The 26,273-nt window shown below is 59.7% G+C and carries 21 protein-coding genes, 1 tRNA gene and 2 pseudogenes; 16 read left to right on the top strand and 8 right to left on the bottom strand.

All coding sequences use genetic code 11. From position 1 onward, the window contains the following. Positions 1-110 precede the first annotated feature (110 nt). From FBY04_RS15510 to FBY04_RS15500, 4 genes and pseudogenes are all read left to right on the top strand, one after another. Positions 111-503, top strand: coding sequence for a YbaN family protein (locus FBY04_RS15510; protein WP_084319010.1), 393 nt, complete (start codon positions 111-113; stop codon positions 501-503). Between the two features lie 91 nt (positions 504-594). Beyond that, positions 595-1,938 (top strand): annotated as a pseudogene (locus FBY04_RS33230) (chemotaxis protein); the annotation flags it as partial. A 150-nt stretch (positions 1,939-2,088) separates the two neighbouring features. After that, a complete protein-coding gene (locus FBY04_RS33225; protein WP_371850911.1) occupies positions 2,089-2,844 on the top strand; it encodes a methyl-accepting chemotaxis protein in 756 nt (251 codons plus the stop codon). Positions 2,845-3,039: 195 nt separating this feature from the next. Further along, a complete protein-coding gene (locus FBY04_RS15500) occupies positions 3,040-4,371 on the top strand; it encodes a CoA transferase (protein ID WP_145315733.1) in 1,332 nt (443 codons plus the stop codon). A 110-nt stretch (positions 4,372-4,481) separates the two neighbouring features. On the opposite strand, the gene FBY04_RS15495 is transcribed toward FBY04_RS15500, so the two are convergent. Both FBY04_RS15495 and arcD (FBY04_RS15490) read right to left on the bottom strand, forming a co-directional pair. Beyond that, positions 4,482-5,345, bottom strand: a complete 864-nt coding sequence (locus tag FBY04_RS15495; RefSeq protein ID WP_145315732.1) for a DNA-3-methyladenine glycosylase — start codon at positions 5,343-5,345, stop codon at positions 4,482-4,484. Then, a complete protein-coding gene (arcD, locus tag FBY04_RS15490; protein ID WP_084319003.1) occupies positions 5,342-6,769 on the bottom strand; it encodes an arginine-ornithine antiporter in 1,428 nt (475 codons plus the stop codon). Before arcD (FBY04_RS15490) ends, FBY04_RS15495 begins: the two co-directional genes overlap by 4 nt. 447 nt (positions 6,770-7,216) lie before the next feature. Between arcD (FBY04_RS15490) and arcD (FBY04_RS15485) the strand changes: the two are divergent. The 12 genes and pseudogenes from arcD (FBY04_RS15485) (at position 7,217) to FBY04_RS15430 (ending at position 21,782) form a co-directional block, all read left to right on the top strand. Beyond that, positions 7,217-8,643: pseudogene (gene arcD, locus FBY04_RS15485) on the top strand (arginine-ornithine antiporter). Positions 8,644-8,678: 35 nt separating this feature from the next. Then, a complete protein-coding gene (gene arcA, locus FBY04_RS15480; RefSeq protein WP_145315731.1) occupies positions 8,679-9,932 on the top strand; it encodes an arginine deiminase in 1,254 nt (417 codons plus the stop codon). Positions 9,933-10,001: 69 nt separating this feature from the next. Continuing rightward, a complete protein-coding gene (locus FBY04_RS15475) occupies positions 10,002-11,012 on the top strand; it encodes an ornithine carbamoyltransferase (protein ID WP_084318997.1) in 1,011 nt (336 codons plus the stop codon). Positions 11,013-11,171: 159 nt separating this feature from the next. Beyond that, the gene (gene arcC, locus FBY04_RS15470) at positions 11,172-12,101 is read left to right on the top strand and encodes a carbamate kinase (protein ID WP_084318995.1); all 930 of its coding nucleotides are present in this window, start codon (positions 11,172-11,174) and stop codon (positions 12,099-12,101) included. 12 nt (positions 12,102-12,113) lie between these two features. After that, a complete protein-coding gene (locus tag FBY04_RS15465; protein ID WP_084318993.1) occupies positions 12,114-12,476 on the top strand; it encodes a DUF5064 family protein in 363 nt (120 codons plus the stop codon). Between the two features lie 192 nt (positions 12,477-12,668). Next, on the top strand, positions 12,669-14,177 hold the full coding sequence (locus FBY04_RS15460) for a sigma-54-dependent transcriptional regulator (protein WP_084318991.1): 1,509 nt from the start codon (positions 12,669-12,671) through the stop codon (positions 14,175-14,177). Between the two features lie 411 nt (positions 14,178-14,588). Continuing rightward, a complete protein-coding gene (gcvH, locus tag FBY04_RS15455; protein ID WP_084318989.1) occupies positions 14,589-14,972 on the top strand; it encodes a glycine cleavage system protein GcvH in 384 nt (127 codons plus the stop codon). An 11-nt stretch (positions 14,973-14,983) separates the two neighbouring features. Next, positions 14,984-17,836, top strand: coding sequence for an aminomethyl-transferring glycine dehydrogenase (gene gcvP, locus FBY04_RS15450; protein WP_145315730.1), 2,853 nt, complete (start codon positions 14,984-14,986; stop codon positions 17,834-17,836). Between the two features lie 201 nt (positions 17,837-18,037). Further along, entirely contained in the window at positions 18,038-19,414 is a 1,377-nt protein-coding gene (locus FBY04_RS15445) for an L-serine ammonia-lyase (RefSeq protein ID WP_084318985.1), read from the top strand. 41 nt (positions 19,415-19,455) lie between these two features. Then, positions 19,456-20,580, top strand: a complete 1,125-nt coding sequence (gcvT, locus tag FBY04_RS15440) for a glycine cleavage system aminomethyltransferase GcvT (RefSeq protein ID WP_145315729.1) — start codon at positions 19,456-19,458, stop codon at positions 20,578-20,580. Between the two features lie 404 nt (positions 20,581-20,984). Beyond that, positions 20,985-21,197 carry a cold-shock protein gene (locus FBY04_RS15435; protein ID WP_007977299.1) on the top strand — a complete coding sequence of 71 codons (213 nt, stop codon included), beginning with the start codon at positions 20,985-20,987 and terminating at the stop codon, positions 21,195-21,197. A gap of 96 nt (positions 21,198-21,293) precedes the next feature. Then, entirely contained in the window at positions 21,294-21,782 is a 489-nt protein-coding gene (locus tag FBY04_RS15430; protein ID WP_084318981.1) for an RDD family protein, read from the top strand. A gap of 135 nt (positions 21,783-21,917) precedes the next feature. Here the strand turns inward: FBY04_RS15430 and nadA are convergent, their stop codons facing one another. From nadA to pal, 6 genes are all read right to left on the bottom strand, one after another. Further along, positions 21,918-22,976 (bottom strand): quinolinate synthase NadA, encoded by a 1,059-nt coding sequence (gene nadA, locus FBY04_RS15425; RefSeq protein WP_145315728.1) that lies wholly within the window; start codon positions 22,974-22,976, stop codon positions 21,918-21,920. Positions 22,977-23,249: 273 nt separating this feature from the next. Then, a tRNA-Lys gene (locus FBY04_RS15420) sits at positions 23,250-23,325 on the bottom strand. A 63-nt stretch (positions 23,326-23,388) separates the two neighbouring features. Further along, a complete protein-coding gene (gene queC / locus FBY04_RS15415; protein WP_145315727.1) occupies positions 23,389-24,081 on the bottom strand; it encodes a 7-cyano-7-deazaguanine synthase QueC in 693 nt (230 codons plus the stop codon). A gap of 1 nt (position 24,082) precedes the next feature. Next, complete coding sequence (gene queE, locus FBY04_RS15410; protein WP_084318975.1) at positions 24,083-24,730, bottom strand: 7-carboxy-7-deazaguanine synthase QueE; 648 nt, start codon at positions 24,728-24,730, stop codon at positions 24,083-24,085. Positions 24,731-24,896: 166 nt separating this feature from the next. Further along, positions 24,897-25,736, bottom strand: a complete 840-nt coding sequence (ybgF, locus tag FBY04_RS15405) for a tol-pal system protein YbgF (RefSeq protein ID WP_145315726.1) — start codon at positions 25,734-25,736, stop codon at positions 24,897-24,899. Positions 25,737-25,742: 6 nt separating this feature from the next. Then, the gene (pal, locus tag FBY04_RS15400) at positions 25,743-26,240 is read right to left on the bottom strand and encodes a peptidoglycan-associated lipoprotein Pal (RefSeq protein ID WP_003178634.1); all 498 of its coding nucleotides are present in this window, start codon (positions 26,238-26,240) and stop codon (positions 25,743-25,745) included. Between the last annotated feature and the right edge of the window lie 33 nt (positions 26,241-26,273).

Below are 26,273 nucleotides of genomic sequence, written 5' to 3'. Positions count from 1 at the left end.
CCCACCCCCCCTTCAAAACCCCTTGTGTTTGGGCGCGGGTTTGGGGCGTTGGGTTTTTTCCCCCCCCCCCCCCCCCCCACCCCGGCTCCTACAGGTCATAAATCGACCTTATGACTCGTTCCTCCTCCAAACTCGCCCGCATCCTGTTCGGCCTCCTGGCCTATATCAGCCTCGCCATCGGCCTGATCGCCATCGTCGTGCCGGGTTTGCCGACAACCGAGTTCATCCTGCTGGCGGCCTGGGCCGCGACCAAGAGTTCGCCGCGCCTGAGCGCCTGGCTGGAGAACCACCGCTTGTTCGGCCCGATCCTCGGCAACTGGCGCAACGGCAAGATCGTCGCGCGTCGCGCCAAGGTCAGCGCCACCGTCAGCATGCTGCTGTGCGCAGGACTGATGTGGGTCACGCTCGATCACGGCTGGCCGGTTTACCTCGCCATCGCCGGCATGGGCCTGGGCAATCTGTGGATCTGGTCGCGACCGGAATCAGCGCCGCAACCTGCCTGAAGCACACCGCGATTTTTCCTGTTTTACGCCGCTTTTCGGCAGATTTTTCCGCGCAAACGGTCAACCATGACCGTTCGTCGGAGCCACCATCATGCATCCCCGCCCCTCGCCGATTGCAGTAAATGGCGCTGAATGGACTTGGCGAACCGAAGGGTCGACTTCGACCCACAGCCAACACCTCATTCATTCGCGAGTTCGTCCTATGTTCGACTCTCTGTCCATCCGCCTGAAAATCGTTCTGCTCTCCGGTCTCTGCCTGCTGGGCGTGGTCGTTCTGATCGTCAGCATGAACATCTACCAGACCAACCAGAACGATGAACTGGTCAGCGCCTCCAGCAGCAAAATGCTCACCGACAGTGTGCAGGACCTGCTTCAGGCCAAGGCCGCCGAGCAGGCGGTGCGGGTGCAGAAGACGTTCGGCGAAAGCCAGCTGGTGGTGACCGCCCTGGCGGACCAGATCAAGGACATGCGCAATATGGCCGCCAAGCGTTCGCTTGAGGCCGGTGCCCTGCGTGAAGAGTTGAACCAGAGCCTGAAAACCGCGTTTGAACGCAACAGCAAGGTGCTGGGAATCTGGCTGGCGTTCGAGCCCAACGGGCTGGACGGCAAGGACAGCGAGTTCGCCAATGACGCCGCTCGCCAGTCCAACGAAGCCGGTCGTTTCGCCAGTTACTGGAGCCGCGCCGGTGGTACCGCGCTCAACACGATCATGGTCGAAGACGACATGACCAAAACCACCTTGAGCCTCAGCGGCACCCCTTACAACAGCTGGTACACCTGCCCTCGCGACAGCAAGCGTACCTGCCTGCTGGACCCGTATGCCGACACCGTCGGCGGCAAGGAAATGCTGATGACCACCATTTCCGTTCCGCTGCTGGTGGACGGCAAATCCATTGGCGTGGTCGGTGTGGACATCGCCCTCGACGCCCTGCAGGCAGCGGCGGTCGACTCCCAGCGTGATCTGTTCAACAGCGCCGGGCACATGCTGATTGTCTCCGGCAGCGGCGTGCTCGCCGGTTACAGCGTCGACGCGAGTAAGGTCGGCAAAAGTATCGGCGATACCCTGGGTGCAGAGGGCAAGGATGTCCTGCAATTGCTCAGCGGTGGCGCGCCGAAAATTCTCGAACAAGGTGATTTTATTCGTGCGGTGTACCCGGTCAGCCCGATCAGCGATTCCAAAGCCTGGGGCGTGGTGATCGACCTGCCGAAACAAGTGCTGCTGGCCGATTCGGTGAAGCTGCAAGCGGTCCTCGATGATGCCCAGCAAAGCGGCACGATCAAGGCCGTGCTGGTGGCGGTCACTGCCGGCCTCGTCGGTCTGTTGCTGATCTGGCTGACGGCATCGGGCGTAACCCGGCCGATCAACAGCGTGGCCGAGATGCTCAAGGCGATTGCCAGTGGCGACGGCGACCTGACGCAGCGCCTGCACTACAGCAAGAAAGATGAACTGGGGGAACTCGTCAGCTGGTTCAACCGCTTCCTCGACAAGCTGCAACCGACCATCGCCCAGATCAAACAGAGCATCACCGATGCCCGTGGCACCGCCGACCAGTCTTCGGAAATCGCCCGCCAGACCAGCGAAGGCATGCAGGTGCAGTTCCGCGAAATCGACCAGGTGGCCACCGCGTCGAACGAAATGAGCGCCACCGCCCATGAAGTCGCCAACAGTGCCTCGAGCGCGGCCAATGCGGCCAAAGGTGCGGATCAATCGGCCCGCGATGGCATGTCGATCATCGAACGCAGCACTCGCGACATCAATCAACTGGCCGACGAAGTCAGCAAGGCAGTGACCGAAGTCGAAGCATTGGCGGTCAACAGCGAGCAAATCGGTTCGGTGCTGGAAGTCATCCGCAGCATCGCCGAACAGACCAACCTGCTGGCGCTGAACGCCGCTATCGAAGCGGCCCGTGCCGGCGAAAGCGGTCGCGGCTTTGCGGTGGTGGCCGACGAAGTGCGCAACCTCGCCAAACGCACCCAGGATTCGGTGGAAGAAATCCGCCTCGTCATCGAACGTATCCAGACCGGCACCCGCGGCGTGGTCGCCACCATGCATTCGAGCCAGACCCAGGCCCACAGCAACGCCGGGCAGATCCAGCAAGCCGTGCAAGCCTTGAGCAAAATCAGCGACGCGGTCACCGTGATCAGCGACATGAACCTGCAAATCGCCAGCGCCGCCGAACAGCAAAGCGCCGTGGCCGAAGAGGTCAACCGCAACGTCTCGGCGATCCGCACCGTCACCGAAACCCTGACCGGCCAGGCCACTGAATCGGCGCAGATCAGCAGCCAGCTCAACGCCTTGACCAACCACCAGATGAAACTGATGGACCAATTTCGAGTGTAAAGCCACACCGCAAATCCCTGTAGGAGCCGGCTTGCTGGCGATAGCGGAATGTCAGCCGACGTTGATGTCAACTGACACACCGCTATCGCCAGCAATCCCGCTCCTACAAGTTCGCGTTCGGCGGGCTTCTGGCGTTTTCATCTAACGGCCCCGTGTTTTGATCTATGCTCGGGCTCTCGTTCCGGAGGGCCTTCGATGACTGGTTTACTCACGTCCATTCAAGCCGCACTCGGCTTGCCCCACACCCCGATTGCGTTCACCTCGAGTGGCGCCCTGCCCTCGGCGTTTGCCGTCACCGACCTCGCCTGCGCGAGCATCGCCGCCGCCGGCCAGGCTGCCAGCGAATGGTTGCAGCAGCAGACCGGGCGCTTGCCCAACCTTGAAGTCGACCGGCGCCTGGCCTCTTTCTGGTTCGCAACGTCGATCCGCCCCGTCGGCTGGAGCGTTCCTCCGTTGTGGGACGCGGTTGCCGGCGACTATGCGACCAAGGATGGCTGGATCCGCCTGCATACCAACGCACCTCATCACCGCGCGGCCGCCGAAAGCGTGCTCGGCGCGTGTGCCGACCGCGCAGACGTAGCGAGCAAGGTGGCGCAATGGGCGAAAAGTGATCTGGAACAGGCCGTGGTCGACGCCGGTGGCTGCGCCGCTGAAATGCGTAGCTGGGCGCAATGGCAAACGCATCCACAAGGTTTGGCCGTGAACGCCGAGCCGTTGATTCAGTTCAGCGCCGGTCACCCGCAACAGCGAAAATCGTGGAAAGGCTCGGTGGCGCAACCGCTGGCCGGGATCAAGGTGCTGGACCTCACACGCGTGCTCGCGGGGCCTATCGCCAGTCGTTTTCTCGCGGGCCTGGGCGCCGATGTCTTGCGCATCGACCCACCGACCTGGAATGAACCGGGCGTGGTGCCGGAAGTCACGTTGGGCAAACGTTGCGCAAGACTGGACCTGCACGACAAGACTGATCGCGCAGTATTTGAAAGCTTGCTCAAGGACGCCGACATTTTGCTCCACGGCTACCGCGCCGACGCATTGGAAAAAATCGGTTACGGTGTCGCCGAGCGTCAAAAACTGGCGCCCGACCTGATTGATGTGTGCCTCAACGCCTACGGCTGGAGTGGGCCATGGCAGAACCGGCGCGGCTTCGACAGTCTGGTGCAGATGAGCAGCGGGATTGCCGAGGCGGGGATGCAGTGGAAGAAATCGGACAAGCCGACGCCCTTGCCGGTGCAAGCGCTGGATCATGCGACCGGGTATTTGATGGCGGCTGCGGCGATCACCTTGTTGGGACGGGGAGGATCGGCGCGATTGTCGTTGGCGCGGACGGCGAAGTTGTTGATTGAACATGGCGCAGGCACAGCCGAGGCCTTGCGGGCAGAGGATGAAAACGATCAGGGCTTGTTGGTTGAGCAGACGCCATGGGGCCCGGCGCATCGGTTGCAAGTGCCGCTGAAGATCACCGGAACGCCGTTGCAGTGGGCGATTCCAGCGTCTGAACTGGGTTCCCATCGCGCGCAGTGGTGGTGACTGCAAGGGCCTCATCGCCGATCACAAATTATGTGAACGACATCAATCACATGTGGGAGCGGGCTTGCTCGCGATGAGGCCGGAACAACCAACACACCTTTCGGATCAGCTCAGTCCGACCGGCTCAATGATGTCCAAAGAAGCTGCGCCGCATACCCTCGACATGGCCGCCACGCCTCGGCCCGCGCCAACAAATCCCGAGCTGTCACCGCTTCGCCTTCCAACACCGCCAACGCCTTCATCAACCCCACATCGCCACCCGGAAACGCATCCATCTCCCGTAACTGCCGCAACGCGATGTACTGCGCCGTCCAGTCGCCAATCCCGTGCAACGCCAGCAATCGCGCCACACCGCCCTCACGCCCCGGTTCAAACAGCAACGGATCATCAAGCAACGCCTGAGCGACACCCGACAACGTCCGGCCACGACTTTTCGGCATGCCCAGCGTCGCCAGATCCGCCTCCGCCAAAATGTCCGCCTCAGGAAACACAGACGTGACACCAGGCAAAACAGACGCCAAAGGCTGCCCATACTGCACCACCAGTTTCCCCGCCAACCGGATCGCCGCGCTCACCGTAATCTGCTGACCCAACACCGCACGGATCGCCAGTTCCAGCCCGTCCCACGCGCCGGGAACCCGCAACCCCGGCCGCTCGGCAATCAACCGCGCCATCAACGTATCAGTCTTCAACGGCCGATGGATGCTTGGCAGGTGCGCATCCAGATCAAACATCCGCCGCAGCCGTACAACGATCTCCGGCACTGCCGCAGCGTCAGGAAAATCCAGCCTCACCTCCAGTGCATCGCCCGCCACGGGCCTGATCGAAACCGTGCCATGAACACCGTTCAACCCGATGCTGCGCGAATACACGCCATCGACCACCGTCTCCATCCCGACCACAGCCCGCGCCGACAAAAAACCCAGCATCGCCGGCCAGTCGTAGGGCGGCTGATACTCCAGCAACAACCTCACAGCGACAGCAAGCCGCTGTACAAACCGTAGGCCGCCAGCCCCGCACCGATGATCACGCAGGTAAAAATCCCTTTCTCGATGTGAGTGAACAAAGGTTCGCCCTGCTCGTGTTTGGCCTTGGCAAACAGAATCACCCCCGGCGCATACAGCAGCGCCGAGAGCAGCAAATATTTGACCCCGCCGGCATACAACAGCCACACCGCATAACTCAGCGCGATGCCGCCAATCAGCAAGTCTTTGGTGCGCTCCGCCGACGCGTGTTCGTAGGTTTCACCCCGCCCGCTCAACAGCACCGCATACGCCGCCGACCACAGATACGGCACCAGAATCATCGACGACGCGAGGTAGATCAGGCTGGTGTAAGTGCCGGCGGAAAACAGTGTGATCAACAGGAAGATCTGGATCATCACGTTGGTCAACCACAGCGCGTTGACCGGCACATGATTGGCGTTTTCCTTTTTCAGGAAGGCCGGCATGGTTTTGTCTTTAGCCGTGGCGAAGAGGATCTCGGCACAGAGCAACGCCCAGGACAACAGCGCACCGAGCAGCGAAATCGCCAGGCCAATGCTGATCAACAAAGCGCCCCAAGGCCCGACGATGTGTTCCAGCACGGCGGCCAGTGACGGGTTCTGCAGTTTGGCCAGTTCCGGCTGGCTCATGATCCCCAGCGACAACACATTCACCATCACCAGCAGCGCCAACACGCCGAGAAAACCGATGACCGTCGCCCGTCCGACATCCGAACGTTTCTCCGCCCGCGCCGAATAGACGCTGGCGCCTTCGATGCCGATAAACACGAACACAGTCACCAGCATCATGTTGCGCACCTGATCCATGATGCCGCCGAAACTCGGGTTGCTGCGGCCCCAGATGTCACGGGTGAAGATGTCGGCCTTGAACGCCACGGCGGCGATCACGATGAACATGATCAGCGGCACGATCTTGGCGACGGTGGTCAGCTGGTTGATGAACGCCGCCTCCTTGATCCCGCGCATCACCAGAAAATGCACCGCCCACAGCAACACCGACGCGCAGCCAATGGCGACGGGCGTGTTGCCCTGGCCGAACATGGGGAAGAAATAACCGAGGGTGCTGAACAGCAAAACGAAATAGCCAACGTTGCCCAGCCAGGCACTGATCCAGTAACCCCACGCGGACGAGAAACCCATGTAGTCACCGAACCCGGCCTTGGCATAGGCGTACACCCCGGAATCCAGTTCGGGTTTGCGATTGGCCAGCGTCTGGAACACGAAGGCCAGGGTCAGCATGCCCACGGCAGTGATGGCCCAACCGATCAAGATCGCCCCGGCATCAGCCCGGGCGGCCATGTTCTGGGGCAAGGAAAAAATCCCGCCGCCAATCATCGATCCCACCACCAGCGCGATCAGCGCACTCAGGCGAAGCTTTTGCGTCGGTTGCGACATTCCTGCGTCTCCATTTTCCGCCGCGACTGTCACTGCGAGACCGTCACATAGTTGGTTTTAACTAAATAGGTAAAGCGTAATAACGTTTATCAATTAACGCCAATCTACCTCTTTTATTTATAACCATTCACTCTAGCGCCGTCGGTCATAAATAGCGGTTTCCTCGGCAGATCCTAATAAATCAATACCATTGAAAAATCGGGAACCGATACTTGCCAAAACACAAAAACGAACTAGCGTCTAGACTTCAAACGGTACGCGTTATTGATTCAACCTCCAGCCGAGGCCTCTGGAAAGGGCTTTACCGGTAGTAGCCTTATGCCTAACAAAGTTTCAAAAGTCTTTGATTAACAATGAAATATGCCCATGCATTGATCTAAGTCAGATGATTGAACAGCTAATAAACTTAACCTGTTTTCTCTCATTCTCCTGCATTGGAGTCATGCAATGACTGAATCCCCCGGAAAACTGAAACTCGGTGCACCGGTTGCGCTGGTTGTCGGCTCGATGATTGGTGGCGGGATTTTTTCCTTGCCCCAGAATATGGCCGCCAGTGCCGATGTCGGTGCCGTGCTGATCGGCTGGGCCATCACCGCCGTCGGCATGCTGACACTCGCTTTTGTCTTCCAGACGCTCGCTAACCGAAAACCTGATCTGGACGGCGGTGTCTACGCCTACGCCAAGGCCGGTTTCGGCGACTACATGGGTTTCTCGTCCGCGTGGGGTTACTGGATCAGTGCCTGGCTGGGCAACGTCGGTTACTTCGTTCTGCTGTTCAGCACCCTTGGTTACTTTTTCCGATCTTCGGCGAAGGCAACACCGTGGCCGCCGTCATAGGCGCGTCGGTGCTGCTCTGGGCCGTGCATTTCCTGGTGCTGCGCGGGATCAAGGAAGCGGCGTTCATCAACCTGGTGACCACTGTCGCCAAGGTCGTGCCGCTGCTGCTGTTTGTGTTGATCGCTGTTTTCGCATTCAAACTGGACATTTTCACGGCCGACATCTGGGGCCTGAAAAACCCGGACCTGGGCAGCGTGATGAACCAGGTGCGCAACATGATGCTGGTCACCGTGTGGGTGTTCATCGGCATCGAAGGCGCGAGCATTTTCTCGGCCCGCGCGGAAAAACGCAGCGACGTCGGTAAAGCCACCGTGATCGGTTTCATCACCGTGCTGCTGTTTCTGGTGCTGGTGAACGTGCTGTCGCTGGGCATCATGACCCAACCGGAACTGGCCAAACTGCAGAACCCGTCGATGGCCGCCGTGCTGGAACATGTGGTCGGTCCGTGGGGCGCGGTACTGATCAGTGTCGGTCTGATCATCTCGTTACTGGGAGCGCTGCTGTCGTGGGTGCTGTTGTGCGCCGAAATCATGTTCGCCGCCGCCAAGGACCACACCATGCCAGCGTTCCTGCGCAAGGAAAACGCCAAGCAAGTGCCGGTCAATGCCTTGTGGCTGACCAACGCCATGGTGCAACTGTTTCTGGTCATCACCCTGTTTTCAGCCAGCACTTACCTGTCGCTGATCTACCTCGCCACGTCAATGATCCTGGTGCCGTACTTGTGGTCGGCGGCGTACGCGCTGCTGCTGGCGGTGCGTGGCGAGAGCTATGAAAACGCCGCGGCCGAACGCCGCAAAGACCTGTTCATCGGCGCCGTCGCGTTGATTTACGCGGTCTGGCTGATCTATGCCGGCGGCGTCAAATACCTGCTGCTGTCCGCCCTGCTCTATGCCCCCGGCGCGATCCTGTTCGCCAAGGCCAAGATGGAACTCAACAAACCGGTTTTCACCAACGTCGAGAAGCTGATTTTCGCTGCAGTCATCGTGGGCGCCCTGGTGGCGGCCTATGGTCTGTATGACGGCTTCCTGACCCTGTAACACCTGATTGATTTGTCATCTGGAGGATCACTGTAATGACCACGGAAAAAGTTAAGTACGGCGTACATTCCGAAGCCGGCAAACTGCGCAAAGTCATGGTTTGCTCCCCCGGCCTGGCCCACCAGCGGCTGACCCCGAACAACTGCGACGAACTGCTTTTCGATGATGTGCTGTGGGTCGCCCAAGCCAAGCGTGACCATTTCGACTTCGTCACCAAAATGCGCGAACGCGGCGTCGACGTGCTGGAAATGCATAACCTGCTGACTGACATCGTCGCGATCCCGGAAGCGCTGGACTGGATTCTGGAACGCAAGATCACGGCCAACTCGGTCGGCCTGGGCCTGGTCCACGAAACCAGCTCGTGGCTGCGCAGCCTGGAGCCGAGAAAAATCGCTGAATTCCTGATCGGTGGCGTATCCGCCGATGACCTGCCGGACAGTTTCGGCGGCAAGACCATTCAGATGTTCCGCGAATTTCTCGGTCACTCGAGCTTCATTTTGCCGCCACTGCCCAATACCCAGTTCACCCGTGACACCACGTGCTGGATCTATGGTGGCGTAACGCTGAACCCGATGTACTGGCCAGCGCGCCGTCAGGAAACCTTGCTGACCACCGCCATCTACAAATTCCACCCACAATTCACCAACGCCGACTTCGAGATCTGGTACGGCGATCCGGATCAGGATCACGGCAGTGCCACCCTTGAAGGCGGCGACGTGATGCCGATAGGCAACGGGGTGGTATTGATCGGCATGGGCGAACGCTCGTCTCGCCAGGCCATCGGCCAACTGGCGGTGAACCTGTTCAAGAACAAAGCCGTCGAAAAAGTCATCGTCGCCGGCCTGCCGAAGTCCCGCGCAGCAATGCACCTGGACACGGTGTTCAGCTTCTGCGATCGCGACCTGGTGACGATCCCTGAAGTCGTAAACCAGATCGTCGCCTTCACCCTGCGCCCAGACGAAAGCAAACCGGGCGGCATCGACATCCGCCGTGAGGAAACCAACTTCCTCGACGCCGTGGCCAAGGCCCTCAACCTCAAAGCATTGCGCGTGGTGGAAACCGGCGGCAACAGCTTCGCCGCCGAACGCGAACAGTGGGACGACGGCAACAACGTGGTGGCCGTGGAGCCGGGCGTGGTGATCGGTTATGACCGCAACACCTACACCAACACCCTGCTGCGCAAGGCCGGTGTAGAAGTCATCACCATCAGCGCCGGCGAACTGGGGCGCGGACGTGGCGGCGGCCACTGCATGACCTGCCCGATCATTCGCGACCCTATCGACTATTAATTCCTGAGTCCTGCTTCACGCTTATCACGCGTGAAGCAGGCGGATAACCGAAACCCAAGGAGATCCATCATGGCTTTCAATATGCGCAACCGCAGCCTGCTCTCGCTGATGCACCACACCACTCGCGAGCTGCATTACCTGCTGGACCTGTCCCGGGACCTCAAACGCGCCAAGTACACCGGCACCGAGCGTCCGCACCTGCAAGGCAAGAACATCGCACTGATCTTCGAAAAAACCTCGACCCGCACCCGTTGCGCCTTCGAAGTGGCGGCCCATGACCAGGGCGCCCACGTCACCTACATCGACCCGGTGTCGTCGCAGATTGGTCACAAGGAAAGCATGAAAGACACCGCCCGCGTGCTGGGTCGGATGTTCGATGCCATCGAGTACCGTGGCTTCGAACAGGAAATCGTCGAAGAACTGGCCAAGTTCGCCGGCGTGCCGGTGTTCAACGGCCTGACCGCTGAATTCCACCCGACGCAGATGATCGCCGACACCCTGACCATGCGCGAACACAGCGACAAACCACTGCATGACATCAGCTACGCCTACCTCGGTGATGCCCGCTACAACATGGGCAATTCGCTGCTGATGATCGGCGCCAAACTGGGCATGGACGTGCGCATCGCCGCGCCGAAAGCGCTGTGGCCGCACGCTGATTTCATCGCCCAGTGCAAAGCCTTCGCCGAAGACAGCGGCGCACGCATCACCATCACCGAAAACCCGGAAGAAGCGGTCAAGGGCGTGGACTTCATCCACACCGACATCTGGGTGTCGATGGGGGAGCCGGTGGAAGCGTGGGACGAACGCATCGAGCAACTGCTGCCGTACCAGGTCAACGCGAAAATGATGAAGGCTTCGGGCAACCCGCGCGTGAAGTTCATGCACTGTTTGCCGGCATTCCATAACAGCGAAACCAAGGTAGGCAAGGACATCGCCGCGCGGTATCCGCACCTGGCCAATGGCGTCGAGGTGACTGAAGAGGTCTTCGAATCCCCGGCCAACATCGCCTTCGAGCAGGCGGAAAACCGCATGCACACCATCAAGGCGATTCTGGTGTCGGCGCTGGCGGATATCTAACGGCCCGCCCCGGTTCCCTTGTAGGAGCCGGCTTGCTGGCGATGGCATCACCGCGGTGTATTTGACAGACCGAGTCGATGCCATCGCCAGCAAGCCGGCTCCTACAGAAATACGGTTTCGACGTGGAGACCGAGTCACCTCATTCAGAAGGACTGCATTATGCGTATCGTCGTTGCTCTGGGCGGTAACGCCCTGCTCCGCCGTGGTGAACCCATGACCGCGGACAACCAACGCGCCAATATCCGGATCGCCACCGAACAGATCGCCAAGATCCATGCCGGCAACGAACTGGTCATCGCCCACGGCAACGGCCCGCAGGTCGGCCTGCTGTCGCTGCAAGCGGCGGCCTACACCTCGGTGTCGCCATACCCGCTGGACGTGCTCGGTGCCGAAACCGAAGGCATGATCGGCTACATCATCGAACAGGAACTGGGCAACCTGCTGGACTTCGAAGTGCCGTTCGCAACCCTGCTCACCCAGGTCGAAGTCGACGCCAACGACCCAGCCTTCCAGCATCCCAGCAAACCCATCGGCCCGGTGTACACCAAGGCCGAGGCAGAAAAACTCGCCGCCGAAAAAGGCTGGGCGATTGCCCCGGACGGCGACAAGTTCCGCCGCGTGGTGGCCAGCCCGAGACCGAAACGCATCTTCGAAATCCGTCCGATCAAGTGGTTGCTTGAAAAAGGCAGCATCGTGATCTGCGCCGGCGGTGGCGGCATCCCGACGATGTACGGCGCCCACGGCAAACTGCAAGGCGTGGAAGCGGTGATCGACAAGGACCTGTGCTCGGCGCTGCTGGCCGAACAGCTCGACAGTGATTTGCTGGTGATTGCCACCGACGTCAACGCCGCCTTCATCGACTTTGGCAAACCGACCCAGAAAGCCATCGCCCAGGCGCACCCGGACGAAATGGAAAAACTCGGCTTCGCCGCCGGCTCCATGGGACCCAAGGTTCAGGCAGCCTGTGAATTCGCCCGCCATACTGGAAAAACCGCAGTGATCGGTTCACTCTCGGACATCGAAGCGATCGTCCAGGGCACGGCCGGTACACGCATCAGCACGGCGAAACCTGGCATAACTTATTTGTGAGGAGAAACGGCAATGGCACAGTTCGAGCCCGGTCACTTGCACATCGAGCGCCACGCGCTGACGCCGGATGATGTCAACTACAACATTCATCTTGATTATGAAGTCAGCAAGAATCCCGCGGGGGAGAAAGGGATTCAGTTCACCCTGCATGGCAGTATTCAAGGAAAGGACGTGAAAGAGCCCTTCTTTCTGCGCAAAGAGGAAGCCTACAACTTCGCCAACAACGTGACGAAAATCGCCGAGAAGTACGGAATCCCTAAGACACACAGCCAGATCGGCTCGGTTCACAAGCATTACGATTTAATGTTTGAAGACATCCGGAAGCAGTTGGACATGAAGTCCGGCGACCCGGTAAACCTCGAGCACTTCGAATAACCCACTCTCCGCAACACCTGTTGTAGGAGCCGGCTTGCTGGCGATGGCATCGACTCGGCTTTTCAGATGCACCGGGGTGATGCCATCGCCAGCAAGCCGGCTCCTACAGGGGGGGGCTATCAGCGGATTTCACCATTCGCCCGCCCCAAGGCATACTTGCCACCTCCCGCATTCCAGAACCAAAATCGTCCCATGCGTATCCACGTCAGCTTCATCGACCGCGTCGGCATCACCCAGGAAGTCCTGGCCCTGCTCGGTGGGCGCAATCTCAATCTGGATGCGGTGGAAATGGTTCCGCCCAACGTCTACATCGACGCCCCGACCCTCAGCCCGCAAGTGCTCGAAGAGTTGCACGATGCGTTGCTCAGCGTCCGTGGCGTTCAGGCGATGACGGTGGTCGACATCCTTCCCGGCCAACGTCGGCACTTGCAGCTCGATGCCTTGCTTGCCGCCATGACCGATCCGGTACTGGCCCTGGACAGCAACGGCAACGTGCTGCTGGCCAACCCGGCATTGGTTGCCTTGTACGGGCGTGAACCGGCCGGTGAAAGCGTGGCGGATCTGTTTGCCGATCCCGCCCTGCTCGACACCCTGCTGGAACAAGGCTTTCGCCTGCCGCTGCGCGAGATCACCGTCAACGGCCAGACCCTGCTGCTGGACGCCACGCCGATCACCGACGCCGGTGCGCTGCTGACGCTGTATCAACCGAACCGCATCGGCGAACGCCTCTCGGCGCTGCATCACGACCATGCCGAAGGGTTCGATGCGCTGCTGGGCGAATCTCCGGCGATTCGCACGCTCAAGGCCCGTGCCCAACGTGTAGCGGCCCTCGATGCGCCGCTGCTGATCCAAGGCGAAACCGGCACCGGCAAAGAACTCGTCGCCCGCGCCTGTCACGCCATCAGTGCCCGGTACAGTTCACCCTTCCTGGCGCTGAACTGCGCGGCATTGCCGGAGAACCTCGCCGAAAGCGAACTGTTCGGCTACGCTCCCGGCGCCTTCACCGGCGCGCAACGAGGCGGTAAACCGGGGCTGATGGAACTGGCGAACCAGGGCACGGTATTTCTCGATGAAATCGGCGAAATGTCGCCGTACTTGCAAGCGAAACTGCTGCGTTTTTTGAACGATGGCAGCTTCCGCCGGGTAGGCGGCGATCGCGAGGTGAAGGTCAACGTGCGGATCCTTAGCGCCACGCACCGCGACCTGGAAAAAATGGTCAGCGAGGGCACGTTCCGTGAGGACCTTTTTTACCGCCTCAACGTCCTGAACGTCGAAGTTCCGCCGCTGCGCGAACGTGGCCAGGACATTTTGCTGCTGGCCCGCTATTTCATGCAGCAGGCTTGCGCGCAGATTCAGCGACCAGTGTGTCGCCTGGCACCGGGCACTTATCCGGCGCTGCTGGGCAACCGTTGGCCTGGCAACGTGCGGCAACTGCAGAACGTGATCTTCCGCGCCGCCGCGATTTGTGAAAGCAGCCTGGTGGACATCGGCGACCTCGACATCGCCGGCACCTCCGTGGCACGCCAGAGCGACAACGAAGTCGACAGCCTGGAACAGGCGATGGAAGAGTTCGAAAAAACCCTGCTGGAAAAACTCTACGTCAGCTACCCCTCGACCCGGCAACTGGCCAGCCGCCTGCAAACCTCCCACACGGCGATTGCTCATCGGTTGCGCAAGTACGGGATTCCAAACAAGCCCTGATCCTTGCTAAACCTCGACCTGTAGGAGCCGGCTTGCTGGCGATGGCGATTTCGCAGACGACATCGCCAGCAAGCCAGCGCCTACAGGTGGTGGCGCCCTCGGGTAACAGCATCTGAAAGCGACCTCCACCTGTACTGAAAGCGCTACAGCGGAACGATATCGATACACCCTCGCCTAATCACCGCTGTGCAAGGCTTTGATCCCATTACGCTTTTTTCTTCGCCTCAGCCTGTAGCGATTTCGCTACAGTTGCTCAGTTCGCTCGTTCTCCAAAAAATAATAAGACACTGATTTATAAGGAGTTATTAACGTTGGCCGCGATCTTGCTTAGTAGCCACTTATAAAGAAGGGCTTTTGCCCAAGCATTCAATCGCGTCCACCAGACGAGTCTGGCCCCCCTTAGGAGTTTCCATGAGCGAATTGCGTTTTACTGAAGATCACGAATGGCTGCGCACCGAAGCTGACGGCACTGTTACTGTCGGCATCACCGCTTTCGCGCAGAACGCCCTGGGCGATGTGGTTTTCGTACAACTGCCTGAGCTGCAGTCCTACGACAAAGGCGCAGAAGCCGCCACCGTGGAATCGGTAAAAGCCGCGAGCGGCGTGTACATGCCACTGGACGGTGAAGTGCTGGAAGTGAACCCGGCGCTGGACAGCAGCCCGGAACTGGTCAACGAAGATCCGCTGGGCGAAGGCTGGTTCTTCCGCTTCCAGCCTGCCGACGCTTCGGCTGTCGCCAAACTGCTGGATCAGGACGCCTACGACCGTCTGATCAAAGCCAACGCCGAAGCCTGAGGAGCGCTGACATGACTCAAGTAAACCTTACGACCGCCAACGAATTCATCGCGCGCCACATCGGCCCGCGCTCCGGCGATGAGCAAGCGATGCTCAACAGCCTCGGTTTCGATTCGCTGGAAGCCCTGAGCGCCAGCGTCATTCCGGAAAGCATCAAAGGCACCAGCGTCCTCGGCATGGACGACGGCCTGAGCGAAGCCGACGCCCTGGCGTTGATCAAAGGCATCGCCGCCAAGAACCAACTGTTCAAGACTTACATCGGCCAAGGCTACTACGGCACTCACACGCCGTCGCCGATCCTGCGCAACCTGCTGGAAAACCCGGCCTGGTACACCGCGTACACCCCGTATCAACCGGAAATTTCCCAGGGTCGTCTCGAAGCGCTGCTGAACTTCCAGACCCTGATCAGCGACCTGACCGGCCTGCCGATCGCCAACGCCTCGCTGCTGGACGAAGCCACCGCCGCTGCCGAAGCCATGACCTTCTGCAAACGCCTGAGCAAGAACAAGGGCAGCCACGCATTCTTCGCATCGGCTCATTGCCACCCGCAAACCCTCGACGTACTGCGCACCCGTGCCGAGCCACTGGGCATCGACGTCGTCGTCGGTGACGAGCTTGAACTGACTGACGTGACGCCGTTCTTCGGCGCCCTGCTGCAATACCCGGCAAGCAACGGTGACCTGTTCGACTACCGCGAACTGACCGAACGCTTCCATGCCGCCAACGCACTGGTGGCGGTTGCCGCTGACCTGCTGGCCCTGACCGTGTTGACCCCGCCGGGCGAATTCGGCGCTGACGTGGCCATCGGCAGCGCCCAACGCTTCGGCGTTCCGTTGGGCTTCGGTGGCCCGCACGCGGCGTACTTCTCTACCAAAGATGCGTTCAAGCGCGACATGCCGGGCCGTCTGGTCGGCGTCTCCGTGGACCGTTTCGGCAAGCCGGCCCTGCGCCTGGCCATGCAGACCCGCGAGCAACATATCCGCCGCGAGAAGGCCACCAGCAACATCTGCACCGCGCAGGTTCTGTTGGCCAACATCGCCAGCATGTACGCCGTGTATCACGGCCCGAAAGGCCTGACGCAGATCGCCAACCGCATTCATCACCTGACCGCGATCCTCGCCAAAGGCTTGAGCGCGCTGGGCCTGACCGTCGAGCAAACCAGCTTTTTCGACACCCTGACTCTGAAAACCGGTGCAGACACCGCCAAACTGCACGACAAAGCGCACGCACAGAAAATCAACCTGCGCGTCGTTGATGGCGAGCGTCTGGGCCTGTCCCTCGACGAGACCACTTCGCAAGCCGACGTTGAAACACTGTGGGCTCTGCTTGCCGACGGCAAGGCACTGCCGGACTTCGCCGCCCTCGCCGCTGCAGTGGTCAGTACCATCCCGGCCGCTCTGGTTCGCCAATCGCCGATCCTCAGCCATCCGGTGTTCAACCGTTATCACTCGGAAACCGAGCTGATGCGCTACCTGCGCAAGCTCGCCGACAAGGACCTGGCCCTGGATCGCACCATGATCCCGCTGGGTTCGTGCACCATGAAACTCAACGCCGCCAGCGAAATGATCCCGGTGACCTGGGCCGAGTTCGGTGCCCTGCACCCGTTCGCCCCGGCCGAACAAAGCGCCGGTTATCAGCAACTGACCGATGAACTGGAAGCGATGCTCTGCGCCGCCACCGGTTACGACTCGATCTCGTTGCAACCGAACGCCGGTTCGCAAGGTGAATACGCTGGTCTGCTGGCGATTCGCGCCTATCACCAGAGCCGTGGCGAAGACCGTCGCGACATCTGCCTGATCCCGTCCTCCGCCCACGGCACCAACCCCGCTACCGCCAACATGGCAGGCATGCGTGTGGTCGTGACCGCATGCGATGCCCGTGGCAACGTCGACATCGAAGACCTGCGCGCCAAGGCCATCGAGCACCGCGAACACCTCGCTGCGCTGATGATCACTTACCCGTCGACCCACGGCGTGTTCGAAGAAGGCATCCGCGAAATCTGCGGTATCGTTCATGACAACGGCGGCCAGGTGTACATCGACGGCGCCAACATGAACGCGATGGTCGGCCTCTGCGCACCGGGCAAATTCGGCGGCGACGTGTCCCACCTGAACCTGCACAAAACCTTCTGCATCCCCCACGGCGGTGGCGGCCCGGGCGTCGGCCCGATTGGCGTCAAGTCGCACCTGACGCCGTTCCTGCCGGGCCACGCCCAGATGGAACGCAAGGAAGGCGCCGTCTGCGCGGCACCGTTCGGCAGCGCGAGCATTTTGCCGATCACCTGGATGTACATTCGGATGATGGGTGGCGCGGGTCTCAAGCGCGCTTCGCAACTGGCGATCCTCAATGCCAACTACATTTCCCGTCGCCTCGAAGAGCACTATCCAGTCCTCTACACCGGCAGCAACGGCCTGGTGGCGCACGAATGCATCCTCGACCTGCGTCCATTGAAAGACAGCAGCGGCATCAGCGTCGATGACGTCGCCAAGCGCCTGATCGACTTCGGCTTCCACGCCCCGACCATGTCGTTCCCGGTGGCTGGCACCTTGATGATCGAGCCGACCGAAAGCGAATCCAAGGAAGAACTGGACCGCTTCTGCGACGCCATGATCCGCATCCGCGAAGAAATCCGCGCAGTGGAAAACGGCACCCTGGACAAGGATGACAACCCACTGAAAAACGCTCCGCACACCGCGGAGGAAATCGTTGGCGAGTGGACGCATCCGTACAGCCGCGAGCAAGCGGTGTATCCGGTCGCGTCGCTGATCGAAGGCAAGTACTGGCCACCGGTCGGTCGCGTCGACAACGTCTTCGGCGATCGCAACCTGGTTTGCGCCTGCCCGTCGATCGAAAGCTACGCTTAAACCAATGAGGGGCGGGGTCGCTCGCCCCCATTTAGCAAAATGCCACAAACCCCTGTAGGAGCTGGCTTGCTAGCGATGGCATCACCTCGGTCGAAATGATGCACCGCGTTGATGCCATCGCTAGCAAGCCAGCTCCTACAGGGACCGTGTCTAATCACAAGATTCTCGCCAATTCCTATAACAAGAAACCGGAGAACAACCATGTCGTTAAGCGTGTTCGACCTGTTCAAGATTGGCATCGGCCCCTCCAGCTCCCACACCGTCGGCCCGATGCGCGCCGCTGCGCGCTTCGCCGAAGGATTGCGCCGTGAAGGGCTGCTGGCCGCCACCACCTGCGTCAAAGTCGAGCTCTACGGCTCACTCGGCGCCACCGGCAAAGGACACGGCAGCGACAAGGCTGTGTTGCTCGGCCTGGAAGGCGAACACCCGGACACTGTGAATACCGAAACCGTCGCTGCCCGCCTGCAAGACATCCGCGGCAACGGTCGCTTGAACCTGCTCGGCGAACACAGCATTGCGTTCAACGAAAAAGAACACCTGGCAATGATCCGCAAACCGTTGGCCTATCACCCCAACGGCATGATCTTTCGCGCATTCGACGCCGCAGGTCTGCAGATCCGCAGCCGCGAGTACTACTCGGTCGGCGGCGGCTTCGTGGTCGATGAAGACGCCGCCGGCGCCGATCGCATCGTCGAGGACGCCACGCCGCTGACCTTCCCGTTCAAAAGCGCCAAGGACCTGCTCGGTCATTGCACCACTTATGGCTTGTCGATCAGCCAGGTGATGCTGACCAACGAAAGTGCCTGGCGCCCGGAAGCGGAAACCCGCGCCGGTCTGCTGAAAATCTGGCAAGTGATGCAGGATTGCGTCGACGCCGGTTGCAGGAACGAAGGCATCCTGCCGGGCGGCTTGAAGGTCAAACGCCGGGCGGCAGCGCTGCATCGGCAACTGTGCAAGAACCCTGAATCGTCGTTGCGCGATCCGCTGTCGGTGCTGGACTGGGTCAACCTGTACGCCTTGGCGGTCAACGAGGAAAACGCTAACGGCGGACGCGTGGTTACCGCGCCCACCAATGGTGCAGCGGGCATCGTCCCGGCGGTTTTGCATTACTACATGCGCTTCATCCCCGGCGCCAACGAAGACGGTGTCGTACGTTTTCTGCTGACGGCCGCCGCCATCGGCATTCTCTACAAAGAGAACGCCTCGATCTCCGGCGCCGAAGTCGGCTGTCAGGGTGAGGTCGGCGTGGCCTGCTCGATGGCGGCAGGAGCCCTCTGCGAAGTACTGGGCGGCACTGTGCAGCAAGTGGAAAACGCCGCCGAAATCGGCATGGAACACAACCTCGGCCTGACCTGCGACCCGATCGGCGGGCTGGTGCAGGTGCCCTGCATCGAACGCAACGCCATGGGTTCGGTGAAAGCCATCAATGCGGTGCGCATGGCCCTGCGCGGCGACGGTCAACACTTCGTCTCCCTCGACAAGGTCATCCGCACCATGCGCCAGACTGGCGCCGACATGAAAAGTAAATACAAGGAAACCGCCCGTGGCGGTTTGGCGGTCAACATTATCGAGTGCTGATGCACGCTCATTGCATCTGCACACTTTTTCAGGAGCTGGATATGTCCACCGAACAACTGTTGAAAACCCCGTTGCACGCACTGCACATCGAACTCGGCGCCCGCATGGTGCCGTTTGCCGGCTACGACATGCCGGTGCAATACCCGCTGGGCGTAATGAAAGAGCACCAACACACCCGTGATCAGGCCGGGCTGTTCGACGTTTCGCACATGGGCCAGATCCGCCTGACCGGCGCCAATGCCGCCAAGGCCCTGGAAACCCTGGTACCGGTGGACATCATCGACCTGCCGGTGGGCATGCAACGCTACGCCATGTTCACCAACGAGACCGGCGGCATCCTCGACGACCTGATGGTCGCCAACCTCGGCAACGACGAATTGTTCCTGGTGGTCAACGCGGCCTGCAAGGATCAGGACCTGGCCCATCTGCGTCAGCACATCGGTGATCAGTGCACCATCGAGCCGCTGTTTGAAGAGCGCGCGTTGCTGGCGTTGCAAGGTCCGGCGGCAGTCACCGTGCTCGCACGCCTGGCGCCTGAAGTGGCGAAGATGACTTTCATGCAGTTCGCCCGGGTGAAACTGCTGGGTGTGGACTGCTTTGTCAGCCGCTCCGGCTACACCGGTGAAGACGGTTTCGAAATCTCCGTGCCGGCCGCCAACGCCGAAGCCCTGGCTCGTGCCCTGCTGGCCGAACCGGAAGTCGCGGCCATTGGCCTTGGCGCTCGCGACTCGCTGCGCCTGGAAGCCGGTTTGTGCCTCTACGGCCACGACATGAACACCGAGACCACCCCGATCGAAGCGAGCCTGCTGTGGGCCATATCCAAGCCACGTCGCGCTGATGGCGCACGGGCTGGCGGCTTCCCTGGCGCAGAGACTGTGTTCGCTCAACAGCAAGCCGGTGTCAGCCGCAAGCGCGCAGGCCTGTTGCCGCAGGAACGCACCCCCGTGCGCGAGGGTGCAGAAATCGTCAATGAAGCGGGCGACATCATCGGCACCGTGTGCAGCGGCGGGTTCGGCCCGACCCTGGGCGGCCCTTTGGCCATGGGTTACCTCGACAGCGCCTACATCGCCATCGATACACCAGTGTTCGCGATCGTTCGTGGGAAAAAGGTGCCTATGCTTGTAAGCAAAATGCCATTTGTTCCACAACGCTACTATCGTGGCTGATTGACTGTTTCTATAAGTAACGCGGTTGCGTTAACAGTGCACTAATGTGTAACGCAACCGCCATAAAACAGTGCATGTCTTTGACTGTAAGCTTCGTTTATGAACTTTGCTTATAACGATCGAAAACAATTGAACACCTCTATCGCATAAGCCAGCACTAGTTGGCATGAGAATGCCACCAACGCGAGCAAAACCGGGCCTCTCACAGGGCTTGTTTTTTCTCCCGTAGTTGGCGTAGAGTTTGTTCACTGTGTTTGCATGGGTCGCTTGGAATCGTGACCTGGGCAGTAGCCTACAAGTTAGCTACATCCCGTTCGACGTCTTCTTACTCTCCTGCAACCAGCCCCAGTACTCTTTCATGAGAAAGAGACTGTCATTAATTTTTGCGTCAAAGGAAATAAGAAATGTCCCAACGTCAGAGCGGTACCGTCAAGTGGTTTAACGACGAGAAAGGTTTTGGTTTTATCACTCCAGAAAGCGGTCCGGATCTGTTCGTGCATTTCCGCGCTATTCAGGGCAACGGCTTCAAGAGCCTGAAAGAAGGCCAGAAAGTGACCTTTATCGCCGTGCAAGGCCAGAAAGGCATGCAGGCTGACGAAGTACAAGCAGAAGCCTAACCTTCTGTTACGAAAAAGCCCCTGATGCTGACATCAGGGGCTTTTTTGTGCGCGTAAATCCGTAAAATGGCTTCTTTTTTCGTCGAGAGCCCTGCCATGTCGAAACACCTGCTCAAACCTCAGGGCGACTTTCCCGCCGCGACCCTCGGTCGTCGCCTGGCAGCGATGTTCTATGACTTCCTGTTGTGCACCGCCCTGCTGATCGTCACCAGCGGCGTTTACAAGATGATCCAGATGGCGATCATCGGCGAAGACAAAATGCGCACCCTGACCGAAGCCGGTGCGCTGGACGGTGATCCGTTGCTGTCGACGGTGTTGTTGTTCGTGCTGTTCGGCTTCTTTGCCAAGTTCTGGACCTGGTCCGGTCAGACCTTGGGCATGCAAGTGTGGTGCATCCGTGTGCAGAACGCCGACGGCTCGTCCATCAGCCTGTGGCAGGCGCTGCTGCGCTTTGTGGTGTCGATCGCTTCGTTGCTGTGTGTGGGCCTTGGTTTCATCTGGTCGCTGTTCGATAAACAGAAGCGCAGCTGGCATGACATGTATTCCAATACCCAGCTTGTTCGCATTCCAAAGAAAACCAAGTAATCCCGGAACGCGAAAATCAATGTGGGAGCGGGCTTGCTCGCGAAAGCGGTGTGTCAGACTGCATCTATGCTGCCTGACACACCGCTTTCGCGAGCAAGCCCGCTCCCACAGTTTTTGCGACTTGCCTGATAAATCTCAGGCGTTCCCGGCCAGCTTCATCCGTGCCGCCTGGGTGAAGTCGAGCATCCGCTTCAACGGCCGAATGGCCTGCGGGATCAGTGCCGGATCAACAAAGATCTCGTTCGTCCCTTCTTTCAAGCTCTTCAGCACGCGCTCAAGCGTATTCATCGCCATCCACGGGCAATGTGCGCAACTGCGGCACGCCGCGCCGTTACCCGCCGTTGGCGCCTCGATGAACACCTTGTCCGGGCACAACTGCTGCATCTTGTAGAAGATGCCGCGGTCGGTGGCGACGATCAGCGTCTTGTTCGGCAGGCTCTGCGCTGCCGCGATCAATTGACTGGTGGAACCGACGGCGTCCGCCAGTTCGATCACCGAAGTCGGCGATTCCGGATGCACCAGAATCACCGCATCCGGATAAAGCGCCTTCATGTCTTCGAGCTGCTTGGACTTGAACTCTTCGTGAACGATGCAGGCACCGTCCCACAGCAGCATGTCCGCGCCGGTCTTGCGCTGGATGTAGGTGCCCAAATGCTTGTCCGGGCCCCAGATGATCGTCTCGCCGTTATCCATCAGGCTTTCGACGATTTCCAGCGCACAACTTGAAGTCACGACCCAGTCCGCCCGGGCTTTGACTGCCGCCGAAGTATTGGCATACACCACGACGGTTCGTTCCGGGTGCTGATCGCAGAACGCCGAAAACTCGTCTACCGGGCAACCCAGGTCCAGCGAGCAGGTCGCTTCCAGGGTCGGCATCAGCACGCGTTTTTCAGGGTTGAGGATTTTGGCGGTTTCGCCCATGAATTTCACGCCGGCGACCACCACGGTCTTGGCCGGGTGAGCATTGCCGAAGCGGGCCATCTCCAGCGAGTCGGAGACACAGCCACCGGTTTCTTCAGCCAGGGCTTGAATGACCGGATCACAATAAAAGTGGGCAACCAGCACCGCGTCCTGAGCCTTGAGCTCGGCGGCGATGGCTGCACGGTAATAGGCCTCCTCCTCGACTGTCAGCGGTTTGGGCTGCTTGGCGTCGAGGTGGGCTTGAACCAGAAGGCGTTCGGAAATCTGCGTCATGTTCGCAAGACCTGCAGGCGCATTCGCGCGAAAGTCGAGTATACACCCGGCTCCGGACCCTTCAGGGTACCGCCGGGAAAGTGGGTATTCATCAGGCACGGACAGCGTTGAAGCTGCGCAAGGCTACAGAATATCCCGTGGATGCAAAAGATGATTCTGACCTGTGTCACGCAGTGCAGCCCCGAACGGGGTCGACCTTAAATCGCGGGCAAAAAAAAATCCGGAAATCCTCACTTGCGTGGGCCTTCCAGACTTTTAAAACTGCTACAAAAATGGTGGGTCGTGTGGGATTCGAACCTACGACCAATTGGTTAAAAGCCAACTGCTCTACCAACTGAGCTAACGACCCGCTGTGTGGTGGCGCGTATAATACTGATTTTTAACGGTTATTCAACACCTTATTTGAAATAAATCAGAAATAAGGTGTTGGGTCGCTGATTCCGGCCGCTGCGAAGCCTTCAGCACGCAGTCTGCAGCTGTCGCATTTGCCGCATGCGCGGCCATGATCGTCGGCTTGATAGCAGGAAACGGTCAGCCCGTAATTGACGCCCAGCTTCACGCCCGCCTGGACGATCTGCGCCTTGCTGAGGTTTTGCAGCGGCGCCTGGATACGGAAACCATTGCCTTCTACACCGGCCTTGGTCGCCAGATTGGCCATGCGCTCGAAGGACTCGATGAACTCGGGACGGCAATCCGGGTAACCGGAGTAATCGACGGCGTTCACGCCGATGAAGATGTCACGTGCGCCCAGCACTTCAGCCCAACCCAGCGCCAAGGACAGGAACACCGTGTTGCGCGCCGGCACGTAAGTCACCGGAATGCCCTCGCCAGCTTCCTCCGGCACGTCGATGCTGGTGTCGGTCAGTGCCGAGCCACCGATGCCGTTAAGGTTCAGACCGATCACCTTGTGTTCGACCACACCCAGATCCCGGGCAACACGCTCAGCGGCATGCAATTCGGCATGTGACCGCTGACCGTAGTCGAAACTCATGGTGTAGCAGCTGTAGCCTTCAGCACGGGCCATGGCCACGACGGTCGCCGAGTCGAGACCACCGGACAGCAAGATGACCGCACGTTTTTCAGCAGTGTTCAGTTGTTCTGTCATATCAGCGCCCCGGCTCGTCATTCCAAAGATATTTATGCAGCTGCAGTTGCAGACGCACTGGCAGGTTGTCCGCCACCACCCAATCCGCCAGGTCCCGAGCATTCAGGTCATGGTGGCTTGGCGAGAACAGCACTTCGCCGGCACGCTGGTCCAGACCGTACTGAATCAGCTTCGACACAGCCCAGTCGTAGTCTTCCCGCGAACAGATGACAAATTTCACCTGATCGTTGGGCGTGAGCAGCTCGATGTTCTCGTAGCGGTTGCGATGCGCTTCCTTCGAACCCGGGGTTTTCAGGTCGACAACGCGACTGACCCGGGAATCTACCGCCGAGATATCAAGTGCACCACTGGTTTCCAGTGACACTTCGTAACCGGCGTCGCACAACTGCTTGAGCAATGGGATGGCATTAGGTTGCGCCAGCGGCTCGCCGCCGGTGACACACACATAACGCGGGCGGAAACCGGCCACTTGCTCGAGGATATCGTCGAGCGTACGGACAGTGCCGCCAGAGAACGCATAGGCGCTGTCGCAGTATTGGCAACGCAATGGGCAACCGGTCAGGCGCACAAAAACAGTGGGCAGCCCGGCAGTCCGCGTTTCACCCTGCAACGAGTAGAAAACTTCGGTGATTCTCAATGTGTCTTGCATAGTCGCCACGGGCGTAACAGCTAAACAGGCTGTCCGCCTCCGTCAGGCACTTCAAGGAACCCCGCCAATGCGCAGATCCCAAAAAGCGTGTTTCATAAAAAGGGCGTGAATTCTAACGAAAAAACCCGCGACAAGCGCGGGTTTCTTTGAAACGGGTCTGGCAGGCTTACATGCGCTGCAGATCGCGCTGGGCCAACTGAGCGGCGGAAGTGCCCGGATATTGGGACACAACCTGCTGCAGAATGCCTTTGACCTTGTCGGGATGACCGAGGCGGCGTTCTACATCAGCCAGCTTGTAAAGCGAGTCAGGCACTTTGTTGTGCTTGGGGTACAACTGCGACACCTTGGCAAATGCTTGACCTGCACCTTGCAGATCGCCTTTGGCCAGGTTCACTTCGCCCAACCAGTACTGGGCGTTACCCGCGTACTGGCTGTTCGGGTATTTGCGCAGGAAAGCGGCAAAAGCCTGGCTGGCCTTGTCGAAATCCTTGGCCTTGATCAGGTCGAAGGCTGCATCGTAATACAGTTTTTCCTTCGCCGGATCCGCCGGCTCGCTACCCGCGGCAGGAGCTTGAGTGGCTGCCGCCCCAGCACCTGCGCCCACTGCTGCACCGGGGGCGTTCAAATTGCCACCGGAAGAAGAATTCTCAGGAGTTGCGGCTGGTGCAACGCCGGTTCCTATGCGCCGATCAAGATCCTGATATCGCTCCAGGTTTTCCTGCTTCATGCGCGCTACATCATTTTGCAGAACTTCGATGATGCCTTGTTGGCGCGAGATCTGCTCCTGCATCGATTGCAGTTGGTTGAACAGCTCGCCCTGTGCCGAGACAGGAGCCGAAACCCCTCCCCCGGCATAGGCGCCGTTCGTACCGTAACCCGCAGGCGGATAACTACTCCCGCTATTGTTATAGCCGGAGTTGTCCTCGACCACAGGAACCGCAGCCCACACCGCAAGCGGTGCAAGGCTGAGAGCCAAAACAGTTACAGCACGACGGCACGTTCGCATGACGAATTACTTACGCAGTTCGACGCGACGGTTTTGAGCCCAGGACTGCTCGTCGTTGCCGGTAGCAACTGGACGCTCTTCGCCGTAGGAAACCAGTTCCAGCTGAGCTGGGGAAACACCTTGCAGTACCAGGTAGCGTTGAACGGCTTTCGCACGACGCTCGCCCAGTGCCATGTTGTACTCACGAGTACCACGTTCGTCAGTGTTGCCTTCCAGAACAACGCGAGCGCCGTTTGCTTTCAGGTCTTTGGCGTGAACGTCCAGAGCGCGCATGGCTTCTGGCTTCAGGTCCGAGCTGTCGTATTCGAAGTAGAAGGTGGTGATTGCGCGCAGAGCAGCTTCTTCGCTCAGGGAGCCATCAACGGCACCAGTGTTAGCGCCGTAACCAGCGTTTGGATCAACAGCGCCTTCACCGGCGTTGTCGCCGCCTTTGGACGAGCAACCTACAGCTACAGCCATGGCCAGAGCCAGCGCAGCAAATTTACCAAACTTCAGCATTTCCATCGTGAAACTCCTAATGAACCCCAGTGTGTTAAG

Source organism: Pseudomonas sp. SJZ080, from assembly GCF_007828295.1.
In the GTDB taxonomy this organism is placed as follows: Bacteria; Pseudomonadota; Gammaproteobacteria; order Pseudomonadales; family Pseudomonadaceae; genus Aquipseudomonas; species Aquipseudomonas migulae_A.
The sequence above is the reverse complement of the archived record's forward strand: the minus strand, read 5'-3'. Positions and strand labels throughout refer to the sequence as shown.

Excerpts from the sequence above, each read along its gene's own strand:
- arcD (WP_084319003.1), bottom strand. The coding sequence starts at position 6,769 with ATGTCGCAACCGACGCAAAAGCTTCGCCTGAGTGCGCTGATCGCGCTG.
- FBY04_RS15465 (WP_084318993.1), top strand. The coding sequence starts at position 12,114 with ATGGCACAGTTCGAGCCCGGTCACTTGCACATCGAGCGCCACGCGCTG.
- gcvT (WP_145315729.1), top strand. The coding sequence starts at position 19,456 with ATGTCCACCGAACAACTGTTGAAAACCCCGTTGCACGCACTGCACATC.
- ybgF (WP_145315726.1), bottom strand. The coding sequence starts at position 25,736 with ATGCGAACGTGCCGTCGTGCTGTAACTGTTTTGGCTCTCAGCCTTGCA.
- FBY04_RS15475 (WP_084318997.1), top strand. The coding sequence starts at position 10,002 with ATGGCTTTCAATATGCGCAACCGCAGCCTGCTCTCGCTGATGCACCAC.
- FBY04_RS15460 (WP_084318991.1), top strand. The coding sequence starts at position 12,669 with ATGCGTATCCACGTCAGCTTCATCGACCGCGTCGGCATCACCCAGGAA.
- gcvP (WP_145315730.1), top strand. The coding sequence starts at position 14,984 with ATGACTCAAGTAAACCTTACGACCGCCAACGAATTCATCGCGCGCCAC.
- arcA (WP_145315731.1), top strand. The coding sequence starts at position 8,679 with ATGACCACGGAAAAAGTTAAGTACGGCGTACATTCCGAAGCCGGCAAA.
- FBY04_RS15430 (WP_084318981.1), top strand. The coding sequence starts at position 21,294 with ATGTCGAAACACCTGCTCAAACCTCAGGGCGACTTTCCCGCCGCGACC.
- FBY04_RS15435 (WP_007977299.1), top strand. The coding sequence starts at position 20,985 with ATGTCCCAACGTCAGAGCGGTACCGTCAAGTGGTTTAACGACGAGAAA.
- FBY04_RS15500 (WP_145315733.1), top strand. The coding sequence starts at position 3,040 with ATGACTGGTTTACTCACGTCCATTCAAGCCGCACTCGGCTTGCCCCAC.
- arcC (WP_084318995.1), top strand. The coding sequence starts at position 11,172 with ATGCGTATCGTCGTTGCTCTGGGCGGTAACGCCCTGCTCCGCCGTGGT.
- FBY04_RS33225 (WP_371850911.1), top strand. The coding sequence starts at position 2,089 with ATGCAGGTGCAGTTCCGCGAAATCGACCAGGTGGCCACCGCGTCGAAC.
- gcvH (WP_084318989.1), top strand. The coding sequence starts at position 14,589 with ATGAGCGAATTGCGTTTTACTGAAGATCACGAATGGCTGCGCACCGAA.
- FBY04_RS15445 (WP_084318985.1), top strand. The coding sequence starts at position 18,038 with ATGTCGTTAAGCGTGTTCGACCTGTTCAAGATTGGCATCGGCCCCTCC.
- nadA (WP_145315728.1), bottom strand. The coding sequence starts at position 22,976 with ATGACGCAGATTTCCGAACGCCTTCTGGTTCAAGCCCACCTCGACGCC.
- queE (WP_084318975.1), bottom strand. The coding sequence starts at position 24,730 with ATGCAAGACACATTGAGAATCACCGAAGTTTTCTACTCGTTGCAGGGT.
- queC (WP_145315727.1), bottom strand. The coding sequence starts at position 24,081 with ATGACAGAACAACTGAACACTGCTGAAAAACGTGCGGTCATCTTGCTG.
- pal (WP_003178634.1), bottom strand. The coding sequence starts at position 26,240 with ATGGAAATGCTGAAGTTTGGTAAATTTGCTGCGCTGGCTCTGGCCATG.
- FBY04_RS15510 (WP_084319010.1), top strand. The coding sequence starts at position 111 with ATGACTCGTTCCTCCTCCAAACTCGCCCGCATCCTGTTCGGCCTCCTG.